At 35.2% G+C, this 18,771-nt stretch carries 16 protein-coding genes; 5 read left to right on the top strand and 11 right to left on the bottom strand.

Annotated features, from left to right (window positions below):
• Positions 1-7: 7 nt before the first annotated feature.
• From nuoK to FNW17_RS13665, 10 genes are all read right to left on the bottom strand, one after another.
• Positions 8-325, bottom strand: a complete 318-nt coding sequence (gene nuoK, locus FNW17_RS13710) for an NADH-quinone oxidoreductase subunit NuoK (protein WP_143390719.1) — start codon at positions 323-325, stop codon at positions 8-10.
• Complete coding sequence (locus tag FNW17_RS13705; protein WP_143390720.1) at positions 322-843, bottom strand: NADH-quinone oxidoreductase subunit J family protein; 522 nt, start codon at positions 841-843, stop codon at positions 322-324. The genes nuoK and FNW17_RS13705 overlap by 4 nt, the downstream gene beginning before the upstream one ends.
• A 111-nt stretch (positions 844-954) precedes the next feature.
• The gene (locus FNW17_RS13700; protein WP_144071938.1) at positions 955-1,431 is read right to left on the bottom strand and encodes a 4Fe-4S binding protein; all 477 of its coding nucleotides are present in this window, start codon (positions 1,429-1,431) and stop codon (positions 955-957) included.
• Positions 1,432-1,436: 5 nt separating this feature from the next.
• Positions 1,437-2,489: an NADH-quinone oxidoreductase subunit NuoH gene (gene nuoH / locus FNW17_RS13695; RefSeq protein ID WP_143390722.1), complete on the bottom strand. Its 1,053-nt coding sequence runs from the start codon at positions 2,487-2,489 to the stop codon at positions 1,437-1,439.
• A 10-nt stretch (positions 2,490-2,499) separates the two neighbouring features.
• On the bottom strand, positions 2,500-3,618 hold the full coding sequence (locus FNW17_RS13690) for an NADH-quinone oxidoreductase subunit D (protein WP_144071937.1): 1,119 nt from the start codon (positions 3,616-3,618) through the stop codon (positions 2,500-2,502).
• Between the two features lie 224 nt (positions 3,619-3,842).
• Positions 3,843-4,304, bottom strand: coding sequence for an NADH-quinone oxidoreductase subunit C (locus tag FNW17_RS13685; protein ID WP_144071936.1), 462 nt, complete (start codon positions 4,302-4,304; stop codon positions 3,843-3,845).
• A gap of 88 nt (positions 4,305-4,392) precedes the next feature.
• A complete protein-coding gene (locus FNW17_RS13680; protein ID WP_143390723.1) occupies positions 4,393-4,953 on the bottom strand; it encodes an NADH-quinone oxidoreductase subunit B in 561 nt (186 codons plus the stop codon).
• Positions 4,944-5,294 (bottom strand): NADH-quinone oxidoreductase subunit A, encoded by a 351-nt coding sequence (locus FNW17_RS13675; RefSeq protein WP_144071935.1) that lies wholly within the window; start codon positions 5,292-5,294, stop codon positions 4,944-4,946. Before FNW17_RS13675 ends, FNW17_RS13680 begins: the two co-directional genes overlap by 10 nt.
• A gap of 94 nt (positions 5,295-5,388) precedes the next feature.
• Positions 5,389-6,402 (bottom strand): 2-oxoacid:ferredoxin oxidoreductase subunit beta, encoded by a 1,014-nt coding sequence (locus tag FNW17_RS13670; protein WP_144071934.1) that lies wholly within the window; start codon positions 6,400-6,402, stop codon positions 5,389-5,391.
• On the bottom strand, positions 6,402-8,255 hold the full coding sequence (locus FNW17_RS13665; protein ID WP_144071933.1) for a 2-oxoacid:acceptor oxidoreductase subunit alpha: 1,854 nt from the start codon (positions 8,253-8,255) through the stop codon (positions 6,402-6,404). The genes FNW17_RS13670 and FNW17_RS13665 overlap by 1 nt, the downstream gene beginning before the upstream one ends.
• 150 nt (positions 8,256-8,405) lie before the next feature.
• Here FNW17_RS13665 and FNW17_RS13660 point away from each other — a divergent pair, with 150 nt between their 5' ends.
• The 5 genes from FNW17_RS13660 to yidC all read left to right on the top strand — a co-directional run bounded on the left by FNW17_RS13660 (position 8,406) and on the right by yidC (position 17,330).
• Positions 8,406-8,756, top strand: a complete 351-nt coding sequence (locus FNW17_RS13660; RefSeq protein ID WP_144071932.1) for a 4Fe-4S dicluster domain-containing protein — start codon at positions 8,406-8,408, stop codon at positions 8,754-8,756.
• Between the two features lie 136 nt (positions 8,757-8,892).
• A complete protein-coding gene (gene nifJ / locus FNW17_RS13655) occupies positions 8,893-12,432 on the top strand; it encodes a pyruvate:ferredoxin (flavodoxin) oxidoreductase (RefSeq protein WP_144071931.1) in 3,540 nt (1,179 codons plus the stop codon).
• A gap of 333 nt (positions 12,433-12,765) precedes the next feature.
• Positions 12,766-13,338: an outer membrane beta-barrel protein gene (locus tag FNW17_RS13650; protein ID WP_144071930.1), complete on the top strand. Its 573-nt coding sequence runs from the start codon at positions 12,766-12,768 to the stop codon at positions 13,336-13,338.
• 346 nt (positions 13,339-13,684) lie between these two features.
• Positions 13,685-15,298: a CTP synthase gene (locus tag FNW17_RS13645; protein ID WP_144071929.1), complete on the top strand. Its 1,614-nt coding sequence runs from the start codon at positions 13,685-13,687 to the stop codon at positions 15,296-15,298.
• A 127-nt stretch (positions 15,299-15,425) separates the two neighbouring features.
• Positions 15,426-17,330, top strand: coding sequence for a membrane protein insertase YidC (gene yidC / locus FNW17_RS13640; RefSeq protein ID WP_144071928.1), 1,905 nt, complete (start codon positions 15,426-15,428; stop codon positions 17,328-17,330).
• A gap of 306 nt (positions 17,331-17,636) precedes the next feature.
• Here the strand turns inward: yidC and FNW17_RS13635 are convergent, their stop codons facing one another.
• Positions 17,637-18,695, bottom strand: a complete 1,059-nt coding sequence (locus FNW17_RS13635; protein ID WP_144071927.1) for a nucleoid-associated protein — start codon at positions 18,693-18,695, stop codon at positions 17,637-17,639.
• Positions 18,696-18,771 lie beyond the last annotated feature (76 nt).

Genomic DNA, 18,771 nt, shown 5'->3' with positions numbered 1-18,771 from the left:
TTGAATATTAATACTTCATAATTTCAGTGTCCTTCACTTCAACAGAGCTTATTTGTCGGTAAAGATTAATAATTATTGCAACGGCAAGCGCAGTTTCGGCGGCAGCCACAGCAATAATAAAAATCGAAAAGAAAACGCCCTGCAACACATCGGGATATAAATATTTGTTGATGACAACAAAATTTATCGCCGAAGCATTTAAAATCAACTCGAGAGATATTAATATCGAAATCAAGTTTTTTCTGGTGATAAACCCATAAATACCTATAAAAAATAAAATAGAGGTAAGGGTAAAAATTTCGTAGATGCTAATTCCAGCTATCATAATGTGTCGTCGTTTTTAGTTAGTTTGTCTCCTTTTCCAATGATGATGGCTCCAATCATAGCGGCCAACAACAGAATACTGATGACTTCAAAAGGCAGTATAAATCCGCCTGAGTCGTAGCTCAAAAGTCCTCGGCCAATAGCTTCAACAGATGTAGTTTTCGAATTTTCGACCACTTTGAAATCATTGGTATAAATAATGAATAAGAAAAGACCAAGTCCAATTAAACAAGATATTCCGGTGAGAATTTTTTTAGATAATTGAGCCATTTCCAATTCCATTTCGATATGATGCACCAATAAAACCGAGAAAATAACCAAGACGATAATCCCTCCTGCATAAACCGTTAATTGAACGGCGGCTAAGAAATTGTAATCAATTAAAAAGTAAATTCCCGCTACCCCGATGAGAACAAACAATAAGTAAATCACAGATCGAAGCATTTTGCGACTGCTTACAGAGGCAATAGCTGAGACAATCATTATCAGCGCTAAAATATAAAATACAATTTTTTCCATAAATTAAGTAATTCCATTATTTAATGATATTTGTTTTGTTGTAATCAATTCGTTTTAAGTCCACTTCACACTTCCCACTTCACACTTCCCACTTCACACTTCCCACTTCCCTTAATCTTCTACTCCAGGCATTAGTTTCGATCCTGGTTTGTTTAAAACTCTAGTGAGGTACGTTCTATCGTAAACGGAATTTTCAAAATTCTGCGCCCATTTGATAGCATCGGTAGGGCAGGCTTCGATGCATAAACTACACATCGTGCACATTCCTAAATGATAAATGTGTTGGTCTATCATTTTTTTCTTTTTGCCTGTTTCAGGATCAATTTGTCTGTCCCAAATAATTTCGATACTTCCGTTCGGGCAAGCCAATTCACATTTTTGGCAACCTGTACAACGGTGTTCGTTGTTTTCATCGTGCGGCATCACTACCTCGCCACGAAAACGTTCAAACATTTGCAAAGTAGCTCTGTTGTCAGGATATTGTTGGGTTATAGCCCCTTTTCTGGAATGTAAAAAATACTTTCCGGTGACACTCATTCCTGTAAGAAGTGTTTTTACACCATTATATATATCTGAAAAATAACTCATAATTTTTAAAATTGAATTGTTAATCCAAGCAGTACCATCAACGCCATTATAATCAAGTTCATTAAGTTTAGTGGAAGCAAATATTTCCATTCCAATACTAGCAATTGGTCAATTCTTAGCCTTGGAAAAGTCCATCGGAACCACATCATTAAAAATATGATAGCTAATGTTTTTATTAAAAACCAAAAAACACCAAGCAACGGAATGTTTTCGGTTATACCAAAAGGAGATAAATACGCTCCAAAGAATACTGTTGTAGCGATGGAAGCGATGATAAACATATTGATAAATTCTGCCAAGAAGAAATAGGCAAATTTCATTCCCGAGTATTCGGTGTGGAAACCAGCACCCAATTCGGATTCGGCTTCCACCAAATCAAAAGGAGCTCTATTGGTTTCAGCAGTTCCAGCAATCATATAAATCATAAAAGCAATCACGGCAGGAATATGTCCTTGAACGATCAGCCAACCGTGTTTTTGAACTTCGACAATTTGCGAAAGTTGCAAGGAACCTGTCATTAAAACCATTGTCAATAGCGATAATCCAACCGATAATTCGTAGCTAATGGTTTGAACACCGCTTCGCATTGCACCAATTAAGGCAAATTTGTTATTGCTACTCCAACCCGCCAATAAAATTCCGATTACTCCAATCGAGGAAATAGCGATTAAAAAGAAAATACCAATATTGATGTCAAAGGCTTGAAATTCTTGTGTAAAAGGGAAAAGCGATATCGCCATCAAGGCGGTTATAATAACAAAATAAGGAGCTAAATTGTATAAAAATTTGTCGGCTTTGATGGTTCCTGTCAACTCTTTGGAAACCAATTTTAGGGCATCGGCCATAGTTTGTAATAAACCTTGATACCCTACTCTGTTTGGTCCCAAGCGCAATTGAAACCAAGCAGCTACTTTTCTTTCGAGTAAAACCAAGTATAAACCGGCAACTGCAAAAATACCGAGGTAAACAACGGCTATCAGAACCATTTCCACAATACTTGCTGTGGTTGCTGGCATCAGGCTAAAAAGCCATTCGTGAATATTTTTTGTAATGTTCATAAAAATAATTTTATCTGTCAATATCAGGAATTACAAGGTCTAGAGTTGCCATCGTAGCCACTAAATCCCCAATTTTTCCACCAACGGCGATGTGATTTAATAAAGATAAATTAGAGAATCCTGGCGAACGGAATTTCATTCGGTATGGATTTTTTGTCCCCGTACTAACGATGTAAACCCCCAATTCTCCTCTTGCAGTTTCTACTTTTTGGTAATATTCGCCTTCTGGCAATTTGATTACGGTATTGGTTTTAGTAAAAAATTCACCTTCTGGAATATTGTCTATCAATTGTTCGATAATCGACAAGGATTCCCACATTTCTAAGATTCTAACTTGGTAACGAGCATAGGTGTCGCCTTCGGTTTTTAAGATTTCGTTGAAAGTTACTCTATCGTAAGCGCTGTACGAATGGTGTTTTCTCACATCGCAGGAATAGCCAGAAGCACGACCCACAGGACCAGAAGCTCCAAAAGAAATCGCATCATCTTTGGATAAAATTCCAATGCCTTCCATCCTTTTTCGGAAGATGATATTGTTGGACAAAAGCAAATCGTATTCGGGTAATTTTGTTTTGAAATGGTCGATAAATTCCTTTGTTCTTTTTACAAAATTCGGGTGAATATCGAACATTAATCCTCCGGGAATGTTGTAGTTCATCGTCAAACGAGCACCACAAGTTTCTTCGAAAATATCGTTAATCAATTCACGGTCTCTAAAACCGTAGAAATAAGTAGTCAAAGCTCCAACGTCCATTCCCATAACACCCCACCACAATGTGTGAGATGCGATTCGGGTTAATTCGGCAATGATGGTTCGAATGACTTTTACACGTTCTGGAATTTCCAATTGAAGTGCATTTTCAACAGTTAGACAAACGGCTTCGTTGTTGATATGCGAAGAAAGATAATCCATTCGGTCGGTCAAATGCACGATTTGCTGATAGCTGTCGCGTTCACACATTTTTTCGATAGATCGGTGGATGTAGCCTAAGTCGGGTTCTACTCTTTTGATTATTTCACCGTCAATAGTCAATAAAAGTCGCAAAACTCCGTGAGTTGCAGGGTGTTGCGGCCCCATATTAATTTGATATTCTTCGGATTTAAAATTGTTTATTACAGTTGTATCCATTTTTATTTATTTGTACGCCCGCTTTGCGGACTTAAATTTTCATTTTTTAAACCATTAAGAAAATTAAGTTTTAATCTTAATGAACCTTAATTTTCTTAATGGTTCAGAAGAAAAACAACTTTATTATATTTTCATTTTTTAAACCATTAAGGGAATTAAGAAAATTTAAGTTTTAATCTTAATGAACCTTAATTTCTTAATGGTTCAAAAGAAAAATAACTTTGTTATTTGATAATCATATTAATTTCATCTACATAATCTTTTCTCAACGGAAATCCATCCCAGTCTTCGGTCAAGAAAAGTCTTTTCAAGTTAGGATGATTGTTGAATTTTATTCCGAAGAAGTCAAAAACTTCTCTTTCGTGGAATTCGGCAGTGTACCAAATGTTGCAAACCGTGTCGAATGTTGGGTTTTCCCGGTCTTCGGTTTTTACTTTTACCACTATTTGATGTCTGTGAGTAGTAGATTCTAGATGATAAACAACACCTAATGCTGCCCCCCAATCCATACCAGTTAAGCAAAACAAATAATCGAAATTCGTTTCGGAATTGCTTTTCAATTGCGTCATTAGTGAGTGAAGCTGTTCGGGCTGAACGGTGATATTTAAAAACTGGGATTTTTCTTCAGTGAATTCCAATTCGGGAACCCAGCTGCTTGTTAAATTTTGTAATGCTTCGTTAGTCATTGTTATGTTAGAGATTAGAGGTTAGAAGTTAGAAGTAAGAGGCTGAAAGTAAAATCACTTCGTACCTCGTATTTCAATCCTCGTACTTTTATAGTCCTTCGTCAAACCCGTCGATAGGGAAAACTTTATTATTCATACTTTCTGTTTTGATTTTTGCCTGAAGCATTAGCATTCCTTCCAATAATGCTTCTGGACGAGGCGGACAACCCGGCACGTAAACATCTACAGGGATTACGTGATCAGCTCCTTTTACGACAGAATAAGAATTATAATAAAATGGACCTCCAGAAATGGCGCAAGCTCCCATTGCAATTACGTATTTTGGTTCGGCCATTTGATCGTACAATCGGCGTAAAACCGGTGCCATTTTGTTGACAATGGTTCCTGCAATGATAATTAAATCGGCTTGTCGTGGCGAAGGTCTTGCAACTTCGAATCCAAATCTAGAATAATCGTGACGAGCGGCTCCAGTTTGCATCATTTCGATAGCACAACAGCTCGTTCCGAAATAAAGTGACCAAAGCGAGTTAGCTCGTCCCCAATTTATTATTTCATCTAATGAAGTGACCAAAATATTTGCTCCATTACCTCCAGGAATTACTTTTCCTGGGAAATCTGCTGGTATTTCTGGTGTGTTATTTACTCCCATTTTAATGCTCCTTTTTTCCAAGCGTAGGCTAAGCCTAAACCTAATATTACTAAAAAGATGATAATTTCGTAAAATGCTACTATACCGATTTCTTTGAAAACTACTGCCCAAGGTATCAAAAAGGCTATCTCGACATCAAAAACTAAGAATAAAATGGCGTACAAATAGTAGCCCACTTTAAACTGAACCCAAGTTGGTCCAATGGTGGTCATTCCACTTTCATACGGTTCCCGTTTTTGGGTGTTGTCTGATTTTGGCGAAATTAAATTAGATAGAAAGTTGGCACCGGCGACCAGAACAATTCCGGCTAATAAGAAAACTATAATTGCTTCTGAACCCATATATATTAAATTTATCTATTGTATTACTTCGCAAATTTACAGTATTTAATCTACCATTCCCATAGGGTAGTAAATCTTACTGTTAAATTTATTTTTATTTCACCTCATAAGTCTCTCCTGAGAAGAACAAATCGTCAGTTTTTCTGAAACTTGAATTGGCTTTAACTTGTGCTGTCAAAGCATCTTCTCTTTCTTCTAAGGTGACATCTTCAAAACTTCGTATCACTCCAGTTGCAAAAGGTGTCGCTAATCGAACCAACATATAGTGCAGCGTTGGATCCTGTTCTTTGGCATTGTGTACCAATAAATCTTCCTGTGTAATTCCGTTTTCTCCAATAGTTACGGTTTCTAATTTTAGTCCGTTTAAAACCAATCCTTTGTCACGATTTTTTCCAAAAATCATTGGCTTACCGTGTTCAAGATAGATTTGTTTGTCGTCTTTTACCTCTTTATCTGTGATGTGATTAAAGCAACCGTCATTAAAAATCACACAATTTTGTAAAATTTCTATCAAAGAAGTTCCTTTGAATTGATGTGCATCCATAAAAATTTGTGCCATCTCTTTTGGGCTACCGCCACCAACTCTTGCAAAGAATCTCGCTTGAGCACCTAAAGCTAATTCGCCTGGAGAAAATGGAGGTTGTGTATTTCCGTAAGGAGATGATTTTGTTTTTTGACCAATTAATGAAGTGGGTGAAAATTGCCCTTTGGTTAAACCATAAATTTCATTATTAAAAAGCAGAATATTCAAATCGATATTTCTACGTAATACGTGAATAAAGTGGTTGCCACCAATAGCCATTGCATCGCCATCACCGGTTGCAATCCAAACACTTAACTTAGGATTGGCTAATTTCACACCCGAAGCAATTCCGGGAGCTCTACCGTGAATACTATGGATTCCGTAAGTGTCTAAATAATAGGGAAAACGGGAGGAACAACCAATTCCTGATACAAAAACGATGTCTTCTCTTGCAACACCCATTTCTGGCAGTACTTTTTGCATGGTACGTAAAATCACGTAATCATCACAACCCGGACACCATCTTACTTCTTGATCGCTTGTAAAATCTTTAGCGGTATATTTTTTTTCAGCAGTTGTTTCCATTATACTAGTGATTTAAATTTTTGAATTAGGTCTTCGTTTGCAAAAGGTAATCCTTGAATTCTGTTGAATTGTAAAAATTCAAATTTACTATGTTTAATTTTTAATAAACTGGCAAATTGTCCGCTGTTTAATTCACAAACCAGAATTTTTTTGAATTTAGATAAAATGGCTTCTGTATTTTTTGGCATTGGATTGATATAATTAAAATGAGCATATCCCACTTTATTATTGCTATCTTCATTAAAATGTTTAACCGCTGAATGTATTGAACCATAAGTTCCTCCCCAACCAATTACCAATAAATCGCCTTGATCGTAAAATTCAGTTTCTAAATCTGGAATATTGAATTTTACTCTTTCAATTTTTTCTGCCCTTATTTCGGTCATTTTTTCGTGGTTCGCAGGTTCATAGGAAATATTCCCTGTAACTGCATCTTTTTCTAAACCACCAATTCGGTGTTCTAAACCTTCGGTTCCTGGAATTGCCCAATTTCGAGCTAGAGTATTTGAATCTCTATCATAGGGATGCCAGTTTTCTTTGACTTTGGTAATTCTATTGCTTTTAATTTCAGGCATTTCGGCAACGGTTTTTATTTTCCAAGGAGCAGAGCCATTTGCAATATAACCATCTGTCAATAAAATAACAGGTGTCATATGTTCTAAGGCAAGTCTGGCAGCTTCATAGGCAAAATTAAAACAGTTAGACGGAGTGCTTGCAGCAATAACAATTAATGGGCTTTCCCCATTTCGACCGTACATTGCTTGCATTAAGTCGGATTGCTCTGTTTTTGTTGGCAAACCTGTTGAAGGGCCTCCTCGTTGAACATCGACAATTACTAATGGTAATTCGGTCATAATTGCTAAACCAATGGCTTCGCCTTTTAATGCTAGTCCAGGACCTGATGTAGTTGTTATGGCTAAATCTCCAGCAAAAGCAGCACCAATTGCGGATGTTATACCAGCAATTTCATCTTCGGCTTGAAACGCTTTTACGCCAAAATGTTTGTGTTTAACCAATTCGTGTAAAATATCGGTAGCGGGTGTTATTGGATACGATCCTAAGAATAATTCCAATCCTGATTTTTCGGCTGCGGCCAAAAATCCCCAAGCCGTTGCCGTGTTCCCCATAATAATTCTATAGGTTCCAGCAGGCATTTTTGCTGGAGAAATGGTGTATGAATTTGGGATAAGCTCCAGCGTTTCGGCATAATAATAACCTGCATTTAGCACTTTGGTATTGGCTTCAATTAGGGAAAGTTGAGACTTGAATTTTTTATTAAAAAAATCGATGGTGTACTCTTTAGAACGATCATACATCCAATACACCATCCCTAAAGAGAACATATTCTTACTTCTCGAAATCGATTTATTATCTAAACCAACAACATCTTTCAATGCTACTTTAGTCAAAGAGGTCATATCAACTTCGATAACTCTATAGTTGTCCAAACTTCCATCTTCTAACGGATTTGTGGTATATTCTGCTTTATCTAAATTCTTTTTTGTAAACGAATCGATGTCTACTATTAACGTATGCCCTGGTTTTAAAGCATATAAATTGGTTTTCAAAGCAGCTGGATTCATGGCAACCAATAAATCGACACTATCACCAGGCGTACTAACTTCGACACTTCCAATATGTACTTGAAATCCTGAAACTCCATACAAACTGCCTTGTGGAGCTCTAATTTCGGCTGGATAGTTTGGGAAAGTGGCAATATCGTTGCCAAACATGGCAGAAGTATCAGAAAATTGTGTTCCTGTTAGCTGCATTCCGTCACCTGAATCACCCACGAATCGGATGACTACTGCTTCCAGTTTTTCAGGTTGAGGTTTTGTTTTTGTTTCAATCATAATTAAAAGTTATTTTCAATATTAATACATTAAATTTAATAATTGATAGGCCAAATTTAATTTCACTTTTTAAAAAAAAGTATGACTATTATCATATAAAAGTAATAAAAAGACATTTAATTTTACAGGGAATTAAAAAAAATATATGCTATGGCAATAATAATTACGGACGAATGTATCAATTGCGATGCATGCATTTCAGAGTGTCCAAACAACGCAATTTATGAACCAGATGACAAATGGTCTTATTCAAATGGATCTTCTTTAAAAGGGATGGTAAAAAATCTTATTGGAGTAGATATTGACGCCGATGACGAACACGACGCAATTTCTGATGAATTTTTCTACATTGTAGCTGACAAATGTACAGAATGTAAAGGTTTTCACGATAAACCACAATGTGCTTCAGTTTGTCCAGTAGATTGTTGCATACTTGATGAAAATCATGTTGAAACAGAAGCTCAATTATTAGACAAAAAAGCATGGTTGCATAATGAGTAAATCACCGAGATAAAAAAAGCTAAAAGCCGAATGGCAGTTTAGCTTTTTTTTGCTCTTATAATTAAATACTGTCAAGTAATTTGTAGATTGAATAGATAGTCACAAATTCAAGATGGTTTAAAAAAACTTTATAAAAATGAAGAATAAAACATTTAAAAAAGTAATTTGTGATGGTAATGAAGCAGTGGCTCTCATTGCTCACAAAACTAATGAAGTCTGTGCTATTTATCCTATAACACCCTCTTCGCCGATGGGGGAACACGCAGAGCTTTACAGTTCAAAAGGCAAAAAAAATATTTGGAATAACGTTCCAAGAATTGTTGAATTGCAAAGTGAAGCTGGTGCTGCAGGTACTGTTCACGGAGCTTTACAAGCTGGTGCATTAACTACAACATTTACTGCCTCTCAAGGTTTGTTGTTGATGATTCCTAATATGTATAAAATTGCAGGTGAATTATTGCCTTGCGTTATACATGTTGCAGCTCGTACAATTGCTACTCACGCCTTGTCTATCTTTGGAGACCACTCCGATGTTATGGCGTGTAGACAAACTGGATTCGCAATGTTATTTGGTGGTTCTGTTCAAGAGGCACACGATTTTGCCTTGATTTCGCAAGTGGCAACATTGAAAACTAGAATTCCATTTATGAATATTTTTGATGGTTTTAGAACCTCTCACGAAATTTCAAAAATCGACAGTATTCCAGACGAAATCATCAAAGCGATGATGCCAGAAGATAAAGTGATGGAACACAGACAAAGATCATTAGATCCTGACCGTCCTGTATTAAGAGGTACCACTCAAAATCCTGATGTATTCTTCCAAGCAAGAGAAGCAGCCAATTTATTTCACGACAGAGTTCCAGCCGTAGTTCAAAATGTTATGGACGAATTCTATGAGCAAACTGGACGTAGATACAATTTGTTCGATTATATAGGTCATCCAGAAGCCGAAAGAGTTATTATCATTATGGGTTCTGCCGAAGGTCCTGTAAAAGAAGCTCTTCAAGTAATGTTGGAAGAAGACGAAAAAGTGGGGGTTATTTTAGTTCGTTTATTCAAACCTTTTTCTATTGATGCTTTTGTAAATGTTTTGCCAAAAACAGTTCAAAAAATTGCTGTAATGGATAGAACTAAAGAACCAGGAAGCGTTGGAGATCCAATGTATTTAGACATCGTTACCGCACTTGTTGAAAGTGGAAGAGAAATGCCTATTGTGGTTGCGGGTCGTTACGGATTGTCATCCAAAGAGTTTACTCCAGCGATGGTGAAAGGAATTTACGACGAATTGTTGAATAAAAAACCTAAAAATCACTTTACTATTGGTATCAATGATGATGTGACTTTTAGAAGTTTGTATTATGACAATTCTTTTGATATTAAAGGAAAATCAATAAGCTGTATGTTTTATGGTTTAGGTTCTGATGGAACTGTTGGAGCGAACAAAAACTCTATCAAAATCATTGGTGAAACTACCGATAATTATGTTCAAGGGTATTTTGTTTATGACTCAAAAAAAGCAGGAGCGCAAACTATTTCGCATTTGCGTTTTGGCCCAGACCCAATCAATTCTAACTATTTAATTGATAAAGCCGATTTTATTGCCAGTCATAAATTTAATTTTGTTGAAAAATTCAATATGATTGCCGACTTGAAACACGGGGGTACTTTCTTATTAAATTCTCCTTATTCTACAGCAGAAATTTGGGATAGATTACCAATCCAAATTCAAGAAGGAATTATCGACAAACAAGTTAAATTCTATGTAATTGATGCTACAAAAGTGGCGTTTGAAGCCAGTCTTGGAAAAAGAGCGAATACTATTTTGCAAACTTGTTTCTTTGCCATTTCAGGAATTTTACCTAAAGATGAAGCTATCGAAAAAATCAAAGCTGCCATCGTAAAATCCTACTCTCATAAAGGCGAAAAAGTGGTAAAAATGAACTTTAACGCAGTGGATAAAGCGTTGGAAAATTTACATCAAGTAGAGTATCCAAAAGTGGCTTCTAGCGAAAAACAATTAGCGTCAGCGATGAAAAATGCGCCTGATGGATTTGTTACCGATGTGTTAGAAAAAATATTAGCCGGTTTTGGAGATGAACTTCCAGTAAGTGCTTTCTCTATAGATGGAACATTCCCAACAGGAACTTCACAATACGAAAAAAGCGGAATTGCCGACTTTATTCCAGTTTGGGACGACGAAAATTTATGTACACAATGTAATAAATGTGTGGCTATTTGTCCTCACGCAGCCATTCGATCTAAAGTAGTTAATAACGAAGATATTGCTAGTTTTCCAACTTCTTTAAAAAGTGTAGCTGCCATAGGAAGACCATTTGATAAGGCGAGTGAATCATATGTATTGCAAGTTTCTCCAGAAGATTGCACCGGTTGTGATCTTTGCGTGGTGGTTTGTCCAGCGGTAAGCAAAGAAAAAGAAAACTTCAAAGCGATCAATATGCACAAGAAAATTGAAGTGGATGTGGAAGAAAATGTAAACTGGGATCATTTTGTTGAATTGCCTTATTATGACAGAACTGCGTTGCAAATTACTAATGTGAAAGGCTCACAATTCTTAGAACCCTTATTCGAATTCTCAGGAGCTTGTTCGGGTTGTGGAGAAACTCCTTATATCAAGATGATTACGCAATTGTATGGCGATAGTATGTTGATTGCTAATGCCACAGGATGTTCCTCTATTTATGGTGGAAATTTACCAACAACTCCTTATAAAACCAATGAATTTGGTAGAGGTCCAGCTTGGGCAAATTCACTTTTCGAAGACAATGCGGAGTTTGGATTAGGTCTAAAATTAGGTTTGTCCAAAAAACAAGAAATTGCTGTAGATTTATTAGTTTCATTAAAATCAATTGTTGGTGAAGAATTAGTTGACGCTATTCTAAACAACACAGAAGAAACTGAAGCCTTGAAAAACGAGAAATTTACTCAAATAGATGCGCTTAAAAAAGTGTTATCAAACCTTGGCGATAGCAATGAAGACGCTAAAAAATTAAATCAATTGACCGAATATCTTCGTAAAAAAGCGGTTTGGATATTTGGTGGAGACGGTTGGGCTTATGACATCGGATACGGTGGAGTAGATCACGTTTTATCAACAGGAGAAGATATTAATATTTTAGTAATGGATACTGAGGTGTATTCTAACACTGGTGGACAAGCTTCTAAATCAACTCCTCTTGGAGCAAGTGCTAAGTTTACAATTGGTGGTAAAAAAACAGGTAAAAAATCCCTAGCGCTTCAAGCTATTTCTTACGGAAATGTGTATGTAGCTCAAATTGCAATGGGTGCCAAAGACCTACAATCGCTTAAAGCTATTGAAGAAGCGGCTGCTTATCCTGGACCATCCTTGATTATTGCTTATTCTCATTGTGGTGAACACGGTTACGAATTGAAAAACGCCATTTCGCAACAAGAAAAAGCAATCGATTCAGGTTACTGGCCATTATTTAGATTCAATCCGATGGAAGCAAAAGGTAAAAAATTCAAATTAGATTCTAAATCACCTACTATTCCTTTGAGCGACTTTATGTACAACGAATCTCGTTTTACCAGAGTTGTGAAAGAAAATGCTGAATTAGGAGCTAAATTACTTACTCAAGCTCAAGAAGAAGTAGATTCTAAATGGGAAAGATTAGAACTTTACAGAGATTTGTAATAGCTTCTATATAATTTAAACTGCCCAAAAAAGCAGTATAAATAGTGAATGTGAAAAGCCTACTCGGGATTTAAAATCTTGGGTAGGTTTTTTTTATGGATTTTGAGTACAAGAATGAAAAATAGTTAAGTCAATTACGGGAAACCGTAAAATATAATGTTGTGGACTTTGTAATTTTGAAACTATAATTAAAAACGTACAAAAAAACAATGTTTTGATTTCTATAAAAAAAGAAAAAACTGATATTTTGGCAAGAAATTTGTAAGTAAATATTCAATGATATTATCGCAAATATTTAACCAACAAAACACTATGAACAAATAATATTAACATATGAAAACAATTAAAATATTTTTTATAACAACAATTTTATTTACTCTTTCGGCCCATTCTCAAATCACAAAAGGAAATTGGATGGTCGGAGGAAATGGAAGTTTTTCCAACAAAGAATTTTATAATAATAGCTTCAAAAACGATAAGCTAAAAACGTCAGAACTATCTATAAATGCAAACGTAGGTTATTTTATAATTGATAAACTGCAAGCAGGGGTAAGAGTTGGCTACAACGATTCTAAAATTAAAAATGGAATTAGTGATGATGGTGATAGGTACTGGGTAAAATATGGTGCATATACAAGGTATTATTTTTTGAAACCAGAAAAACTTGTTAATATTTACCTAGATGGCGAATATTTTTTTGGAAACAATGCTTTTTCAAGCGGTCAGTATAAAGAACGTCAGGATGGATATTCTGTTAGTTTAGGTCCTACCATTTTCTTTAACAGTTCTGTCGCAATGGAATTGGGTATCAATTATTCATCTGCTAAATTCAGAGTTCTAAATGATGCTACACAGAATAATCTTCAATTTACAATAGGTTTTCAAATATTTTTAGAAAAAGAATAAAATTAATAACAAAAAAAATAATTATGAAAAATCACTAACCCTTTTTTGACTGCATTTCCCAAAAAAAATCATAATAGCGACCAAGTAGAAAGTCATCAGATAGCAGTTGAATAAAAACTGGATTATTAAATAAAAAGAACCTACTCGGGATTAAAAATCTTGGGTAGGTTTTTTTATTTATGATTTTTAACTAAAAAACGTTAACCAATTCATAGTTGTCAATAAAATCAAAATTATCTCAATTTCAAATTAGTTTTTTCTCGATTTATAATTGTATTTTTGCAGCGTTTTTGCAAACTATTCGCTTGCAATTTTACCAAACAACAACAACTACAACACCAATAAAATGAATCAAACGAAATATATTTTTGTTACAGGCGGAGTTACGTCTTCTTTAGGGAAGGGGATTATTGCGGCTTCATTAGCAAAATTATTGCAGGCTAGAGGTTACCGAACGACCATACAAAAGTTTGACCCATACATCAACGTCGATCCCGGAACATTAAACCCATACGAACACGGAGAATGTTACGTAACCGATGATGGAGCAGAAACCGATTTAGATTTAGGACATTACGAACGTTTCTTGAATGTGCCAACTTCTCAGGCGAATAATGTGACCACAGGAAGAATTTACCTCTCAGTTATCGAAAAAGAGCGAAGAGGCGAATTCCTGGGAAAAACAGTTCAAGTGGTTCCTCATATTACCAATGAAATTAAAGACAGAATGCAATTGCTAGGTAAGTCAGGCGATTTTGACATTGTAATTACCGAAATTGGCGGAACTGTCGGTGATATTGAATCTTTACCTTATATCGAATCTGTTCGTCAATTGGTTTGGGAATTAGGAGAACATAATGGTTTAGTTATTCACCTGACTTTGGTTCCTTATTTGGCTGCAGCCGGAGAATTAAAAACAAAACCTACGCAACATTCCGTTAAAACATTAATGGAAAGTGGTATCAAAGCTGATATTTTGGTTTGTAGAACAGAACACGAAATTTCAGAAGAATTGCGTAATAAATTAGCGCTATTTTGCAACGTAAAAAGAGAAGCTGTAATTCAATCTATAGATGCTTCAACGATTTATGAAGTGCCAAATTTGATGCTCGAAGAAGGTCTTGATGTTGTGGCCTTAAAAAAATTGGATTTGCCTAAAAAAGCTGCTCCAGATTTAAGACATTGGAACACTTTTTTACGAAGATTAAAAAATCCAAAACATATCGTTAATATTGGTTTAATTGGTAAGTATGTAGAATTGCAAGATTCTTACAAATCAATTTTAGAAGCATTCATTCACGCGGGTGCATTAAATGAAACAAAAGTTAATGTGGTTTCTATTCACTCTGAATTTCTAGATGCTTCGGATGTCGCTGAAAAAATGTCGGGATTAGATGGAATTCTTGTTGCTCCAGGTTTTGGAGGAAGAGGAATTGAAGGGAAAATTGAAGCCGTTCGTTATGCTCGTGAAAATAAAATACCGTTTTTAGGAATTTGTTTAGGAATGCAAATGGCAATCATCGAATATGCTAGAAATGTTTTGGGTTATGCCGATGCCAATTCTACCGAGATGAATCCAGAAACATCACATCCAGTTGTCAATTTGATGGAAGAACAAAAAACCATTACTGACAAAGGCGGAACAATGCGTCTTGGCGCTTGGAAATGTAATTTAAAACCAGACACATTAGCCTATAAAATATACGGAAAGGAAACTATTTCTGAACGTCATCGTCATCGTTACGAATACAATAGCAGTTATGTTGAGGTATTGGAAAAAGCAGGATTAAAAGCCACTGGTGTCAATCCAGAAACTGGTTTGGTCGAAATTGTAGAATTAGAAAACCATCCTTTTTTTATAGGAGTTCAATACCATCCAGAATACAAAAGTACCGTAGAAAACCCGCATCCACTTTTTGTGAATTTTGTGGCAGCAGTTGTAAAAGCAAAGAAAAAGTAGTATTCAGTGATCGGTTTTTAGTGGTCAGTTTAGTAATAAATAACAAGAAGTAAATAATAAATAAACACATTCCAGACTCTGCTCCCTCTACTTTGGAGAGGGCTGGGTTGAGGAAAAAAATTTAAAAATGGAAGAAAAAAAAATAGACCTCAATTCGATTATTGGTTTCGTATTGATTTTTGGAATCTTGATTTGGATAATGTATCAAAACAAGCCTTCAGAAGCAACTATTGCAGCTGAAAAAGCAAAAAAAGAATTAGTTGCCAAAGAAGCCCAAGCAAAGGCAGTAACAGTAAAACCCATTACAACTCCAACCGCAGCCGTCGCAGGCGATTCAGTTCAATTGGCTCAAGCTCAAAAAACATTAGGTGGTTTTGCATATTCCGCAACACTACCATCTGCAAAAGAAGGTTTTACCACTATCGAAAACGAAAAAGTAATACTTAAAATCGCCAATAAAGGCGGTTTTATTGTAGAAGCTACTTTGAAAAATTTAGAGAAATTCAAGAAAGGTTCAGGACAATTGGTAAAATTGATTAAAGACAATAACGCCAATTTGAGCATTCAATTGCAAACCAGCGATAATAGAACATTAAATACCAAAGACATGTATTTCGAACCTACTTTGACCAAAGTGGGAACAGATCAAATCCTTTCTATGAAATTGAAGGCTGGTGCCAATGAATTTCTAGAATACAAATACATTTTGAAACCAAACGATTATATGATTGGTTTTGATTTGCGTTCCCAAGGCTTGAATAAAGTGTTGAATACCACTAAACCATTGGATTTAGAATGGAGTTTAAAAACGTATAGAAACGAGAAAAGCATTTCGTATGAAAACCGTTATACCGAAATTTATTTTCAATATGAAGATGATAAAATTGACTATGTAGCTCAGGGACAAGACAAGGAAGAAAACTCTACTAAAGCTTCATTTGTAGCTTTTAAGCAACACTTTTTCTCCACTATTTTATTGACAGACAAACCATTTGTTACCGCTAAATTGCAATCAAACAATTTGGTGAACGATGAAACAATTGATACAGTTTATACCAAACAATTAAAAGCAAATCTGCCTTTGGCATTTAGTAATGGTGAAATTGATTATAAAATGAATTGGTATTTTGGACCATCAGACTATAAAACATTAAAGAAATATGATAAAAATCTTCAAAAAATCATTCCATTAGGTTGGGGGATTTTCGGATGGATTAATATGTTTATCTTCATTCCGTTATTTGGGTTTTTAACTTCAAGTATAGGGCTATCATTTGGAATTGCCATCATTATTTTTACGATTTTGATTAAAATTGCGATGTCGCCTATTACGTTTAAATCATTTTTGTCACAAGCCAAGATGAAAGTATTGCGACCGGAAATCACTGAATTGGGTGAAAAATTCAAAAAAGACCCAATGAAGAAACAACAGGAAACAATGAAGTTGTACAACAAAGCGGGAGTAAATCCTATGGCAGGTTGTATTCCAGCATTGATACAAATTCCGTTTATGTATGCTTCGTTTCAGTTTTTCCCATCGGCATATGAGTTGAGACAAAAAAGTTTCCTTTGGGCTGACGATTTATCTTCCTTTGATGCGGTTGTTAAACTTCCTTTTCATATTCCATTATACGGAGATCACATCAGTTTGTTCCCAGTGCTTGCATCGATTGCCATTTTCTTTTATATGAAAATGACTTCAGGAGATCAGCAAATGGCGGCTCCTCAACAAGAAGGAATGCCAGATATGGCCAAAATGATGAAAATGATGATTTACATTTCACCAATAATGATGTTGTTCTTCTTCAATAGTTACGGTGCTGGATTGAGTTTGTATAACTTTATTTCGAATTTGATTACCATTGGAATTATGATTGTTATCAAACGTTATTTCATCGATAGCGATAAAATTCACGCTCAAATTCAAGAAAATAAATTGAAAGAGCCAAAAAAACAAGGTAAGTTCCAACAAAAATTGCAACAAGTTATGGAACAGGCTGAAGCTGAAAAGGCTAAAAAAGCTAAGAAATAGTCATAAAAAATCCCGTCTCGTTATTAAAACTAGACGGGATTTTATGGTTATAAATCAAAATTAAAGGCATCATTTTTTATAGAATGATGCCTTTTTATATTAATGACTAATTAGAATTTGGTTATTGTTTTTTTTATATCAATCAAAAAGTCATTTAGCTAAGGTGAAAAAGACTCGCTTTTGTCATTCCGACAAAGGAGGAATCTCATTAGTTGCTCACATTATGTGATTTGCTTCGCCTGTTCGCTTTCGCTCGAGTCTCCCGTTGGTCGAAATGACAATAGGGATAATTTTAAACAGAATGTTTTAACTCTTCACTTCTTTATTAAAATAAACTAAGTAGTAATACATTTGCTTTTCTTCGTCCCAGCCTTTTTCTACATACTTTTCTGCACTTTCTGGATTAATGAAATCCATTTTAATTTGAATTTGTGTGTCCAAATTGATTACGTTTTTAATCGATTTTCTAGCATCCGAAACCGCTGCATTGGCAATTGGGAATGTCGTAATATCTTCAATGCTGTATTTTTCGCCTTTGTCAACTTTATAGTTTTTGAATTCTGGAATCAAATCAGGATTATCCAAAACTTCGTTCAAGAAATTGGTCTCTTCGAACTGGTCATTTTTGGCAAAATAATTCACCGAGCGGTTCATAAACATCACTTCTTCTTTCTTGTCTTCGGCAGGAAAAACAACGTCTTTGGCAAAACCTTGACAAAATTTCAAGTATTTTTTGGTGATGAAATTTTCGTCTTCAAAAGCATCAACCGATAGGAAATGTTCCAACCAATAACGGGCATCATAACGGTTGCTGTCAACCGTCAGGATTTTGTATCCTTCTTCTTTTTTATAATTAAAGATGATACAACCTTTGTCCAATTTGCTGAGATTGATGCCGTGTTGCAAAATCATTTCTAGATTAGATTCTTTTTCTTCAAACTGCAAAAAATCCGATTGCAACTCACTTTTGAAAATTCCAATAGCGTCCACCACATTGTTGTCGATATTCAGGTTTGTCAAATGCGTTACATAAACCTCCCCATTTTTGATGTGAGGATGATTCGATTGCTCAAACAAATGTGTGGTTATTTGCTTTGAAACTTCGTGTAAACAGCTTGGATTTTCGAAAATCTGTGTAGCAAATTTAAACATATCGTTGTATTCCAAATCTACTTCGTGAGCAAATTGAAAATAGTTTTCTTCTTTTTCTCTAAAAGGTTTAAAGAAAAATTCTTTGATTAAAGGTACGATTTCATCATTCAGTTTAAAAGATTCTTCCGATAGAAAAATGGCTTCGTTGCGGCTTTTATTTCCCACTCTGTGAATGGATAAGGTGTCAATATGTGTGTTGAATAGATTTATCATTAATTGTTTAAGGTTGTTTAAAGTCGTTTAAAATTGTTTAAGCGGATTAAAGTTTAAAGTTTAAAAGTTTAAGATT

This window comes from Flavobacterium franklandianum (assembly GCF_007097365.1).
GTDB classification, from domain to species: Bacteria; Bacteroidota; Bacteroidia; order Flavobacteriales; family Flavobacteriaceae; genus Flavobacterium; species Flavobacterium franklandianum.
This window is presented reverse-complemented; position numbering and strand designations above follow the sequence as displayed.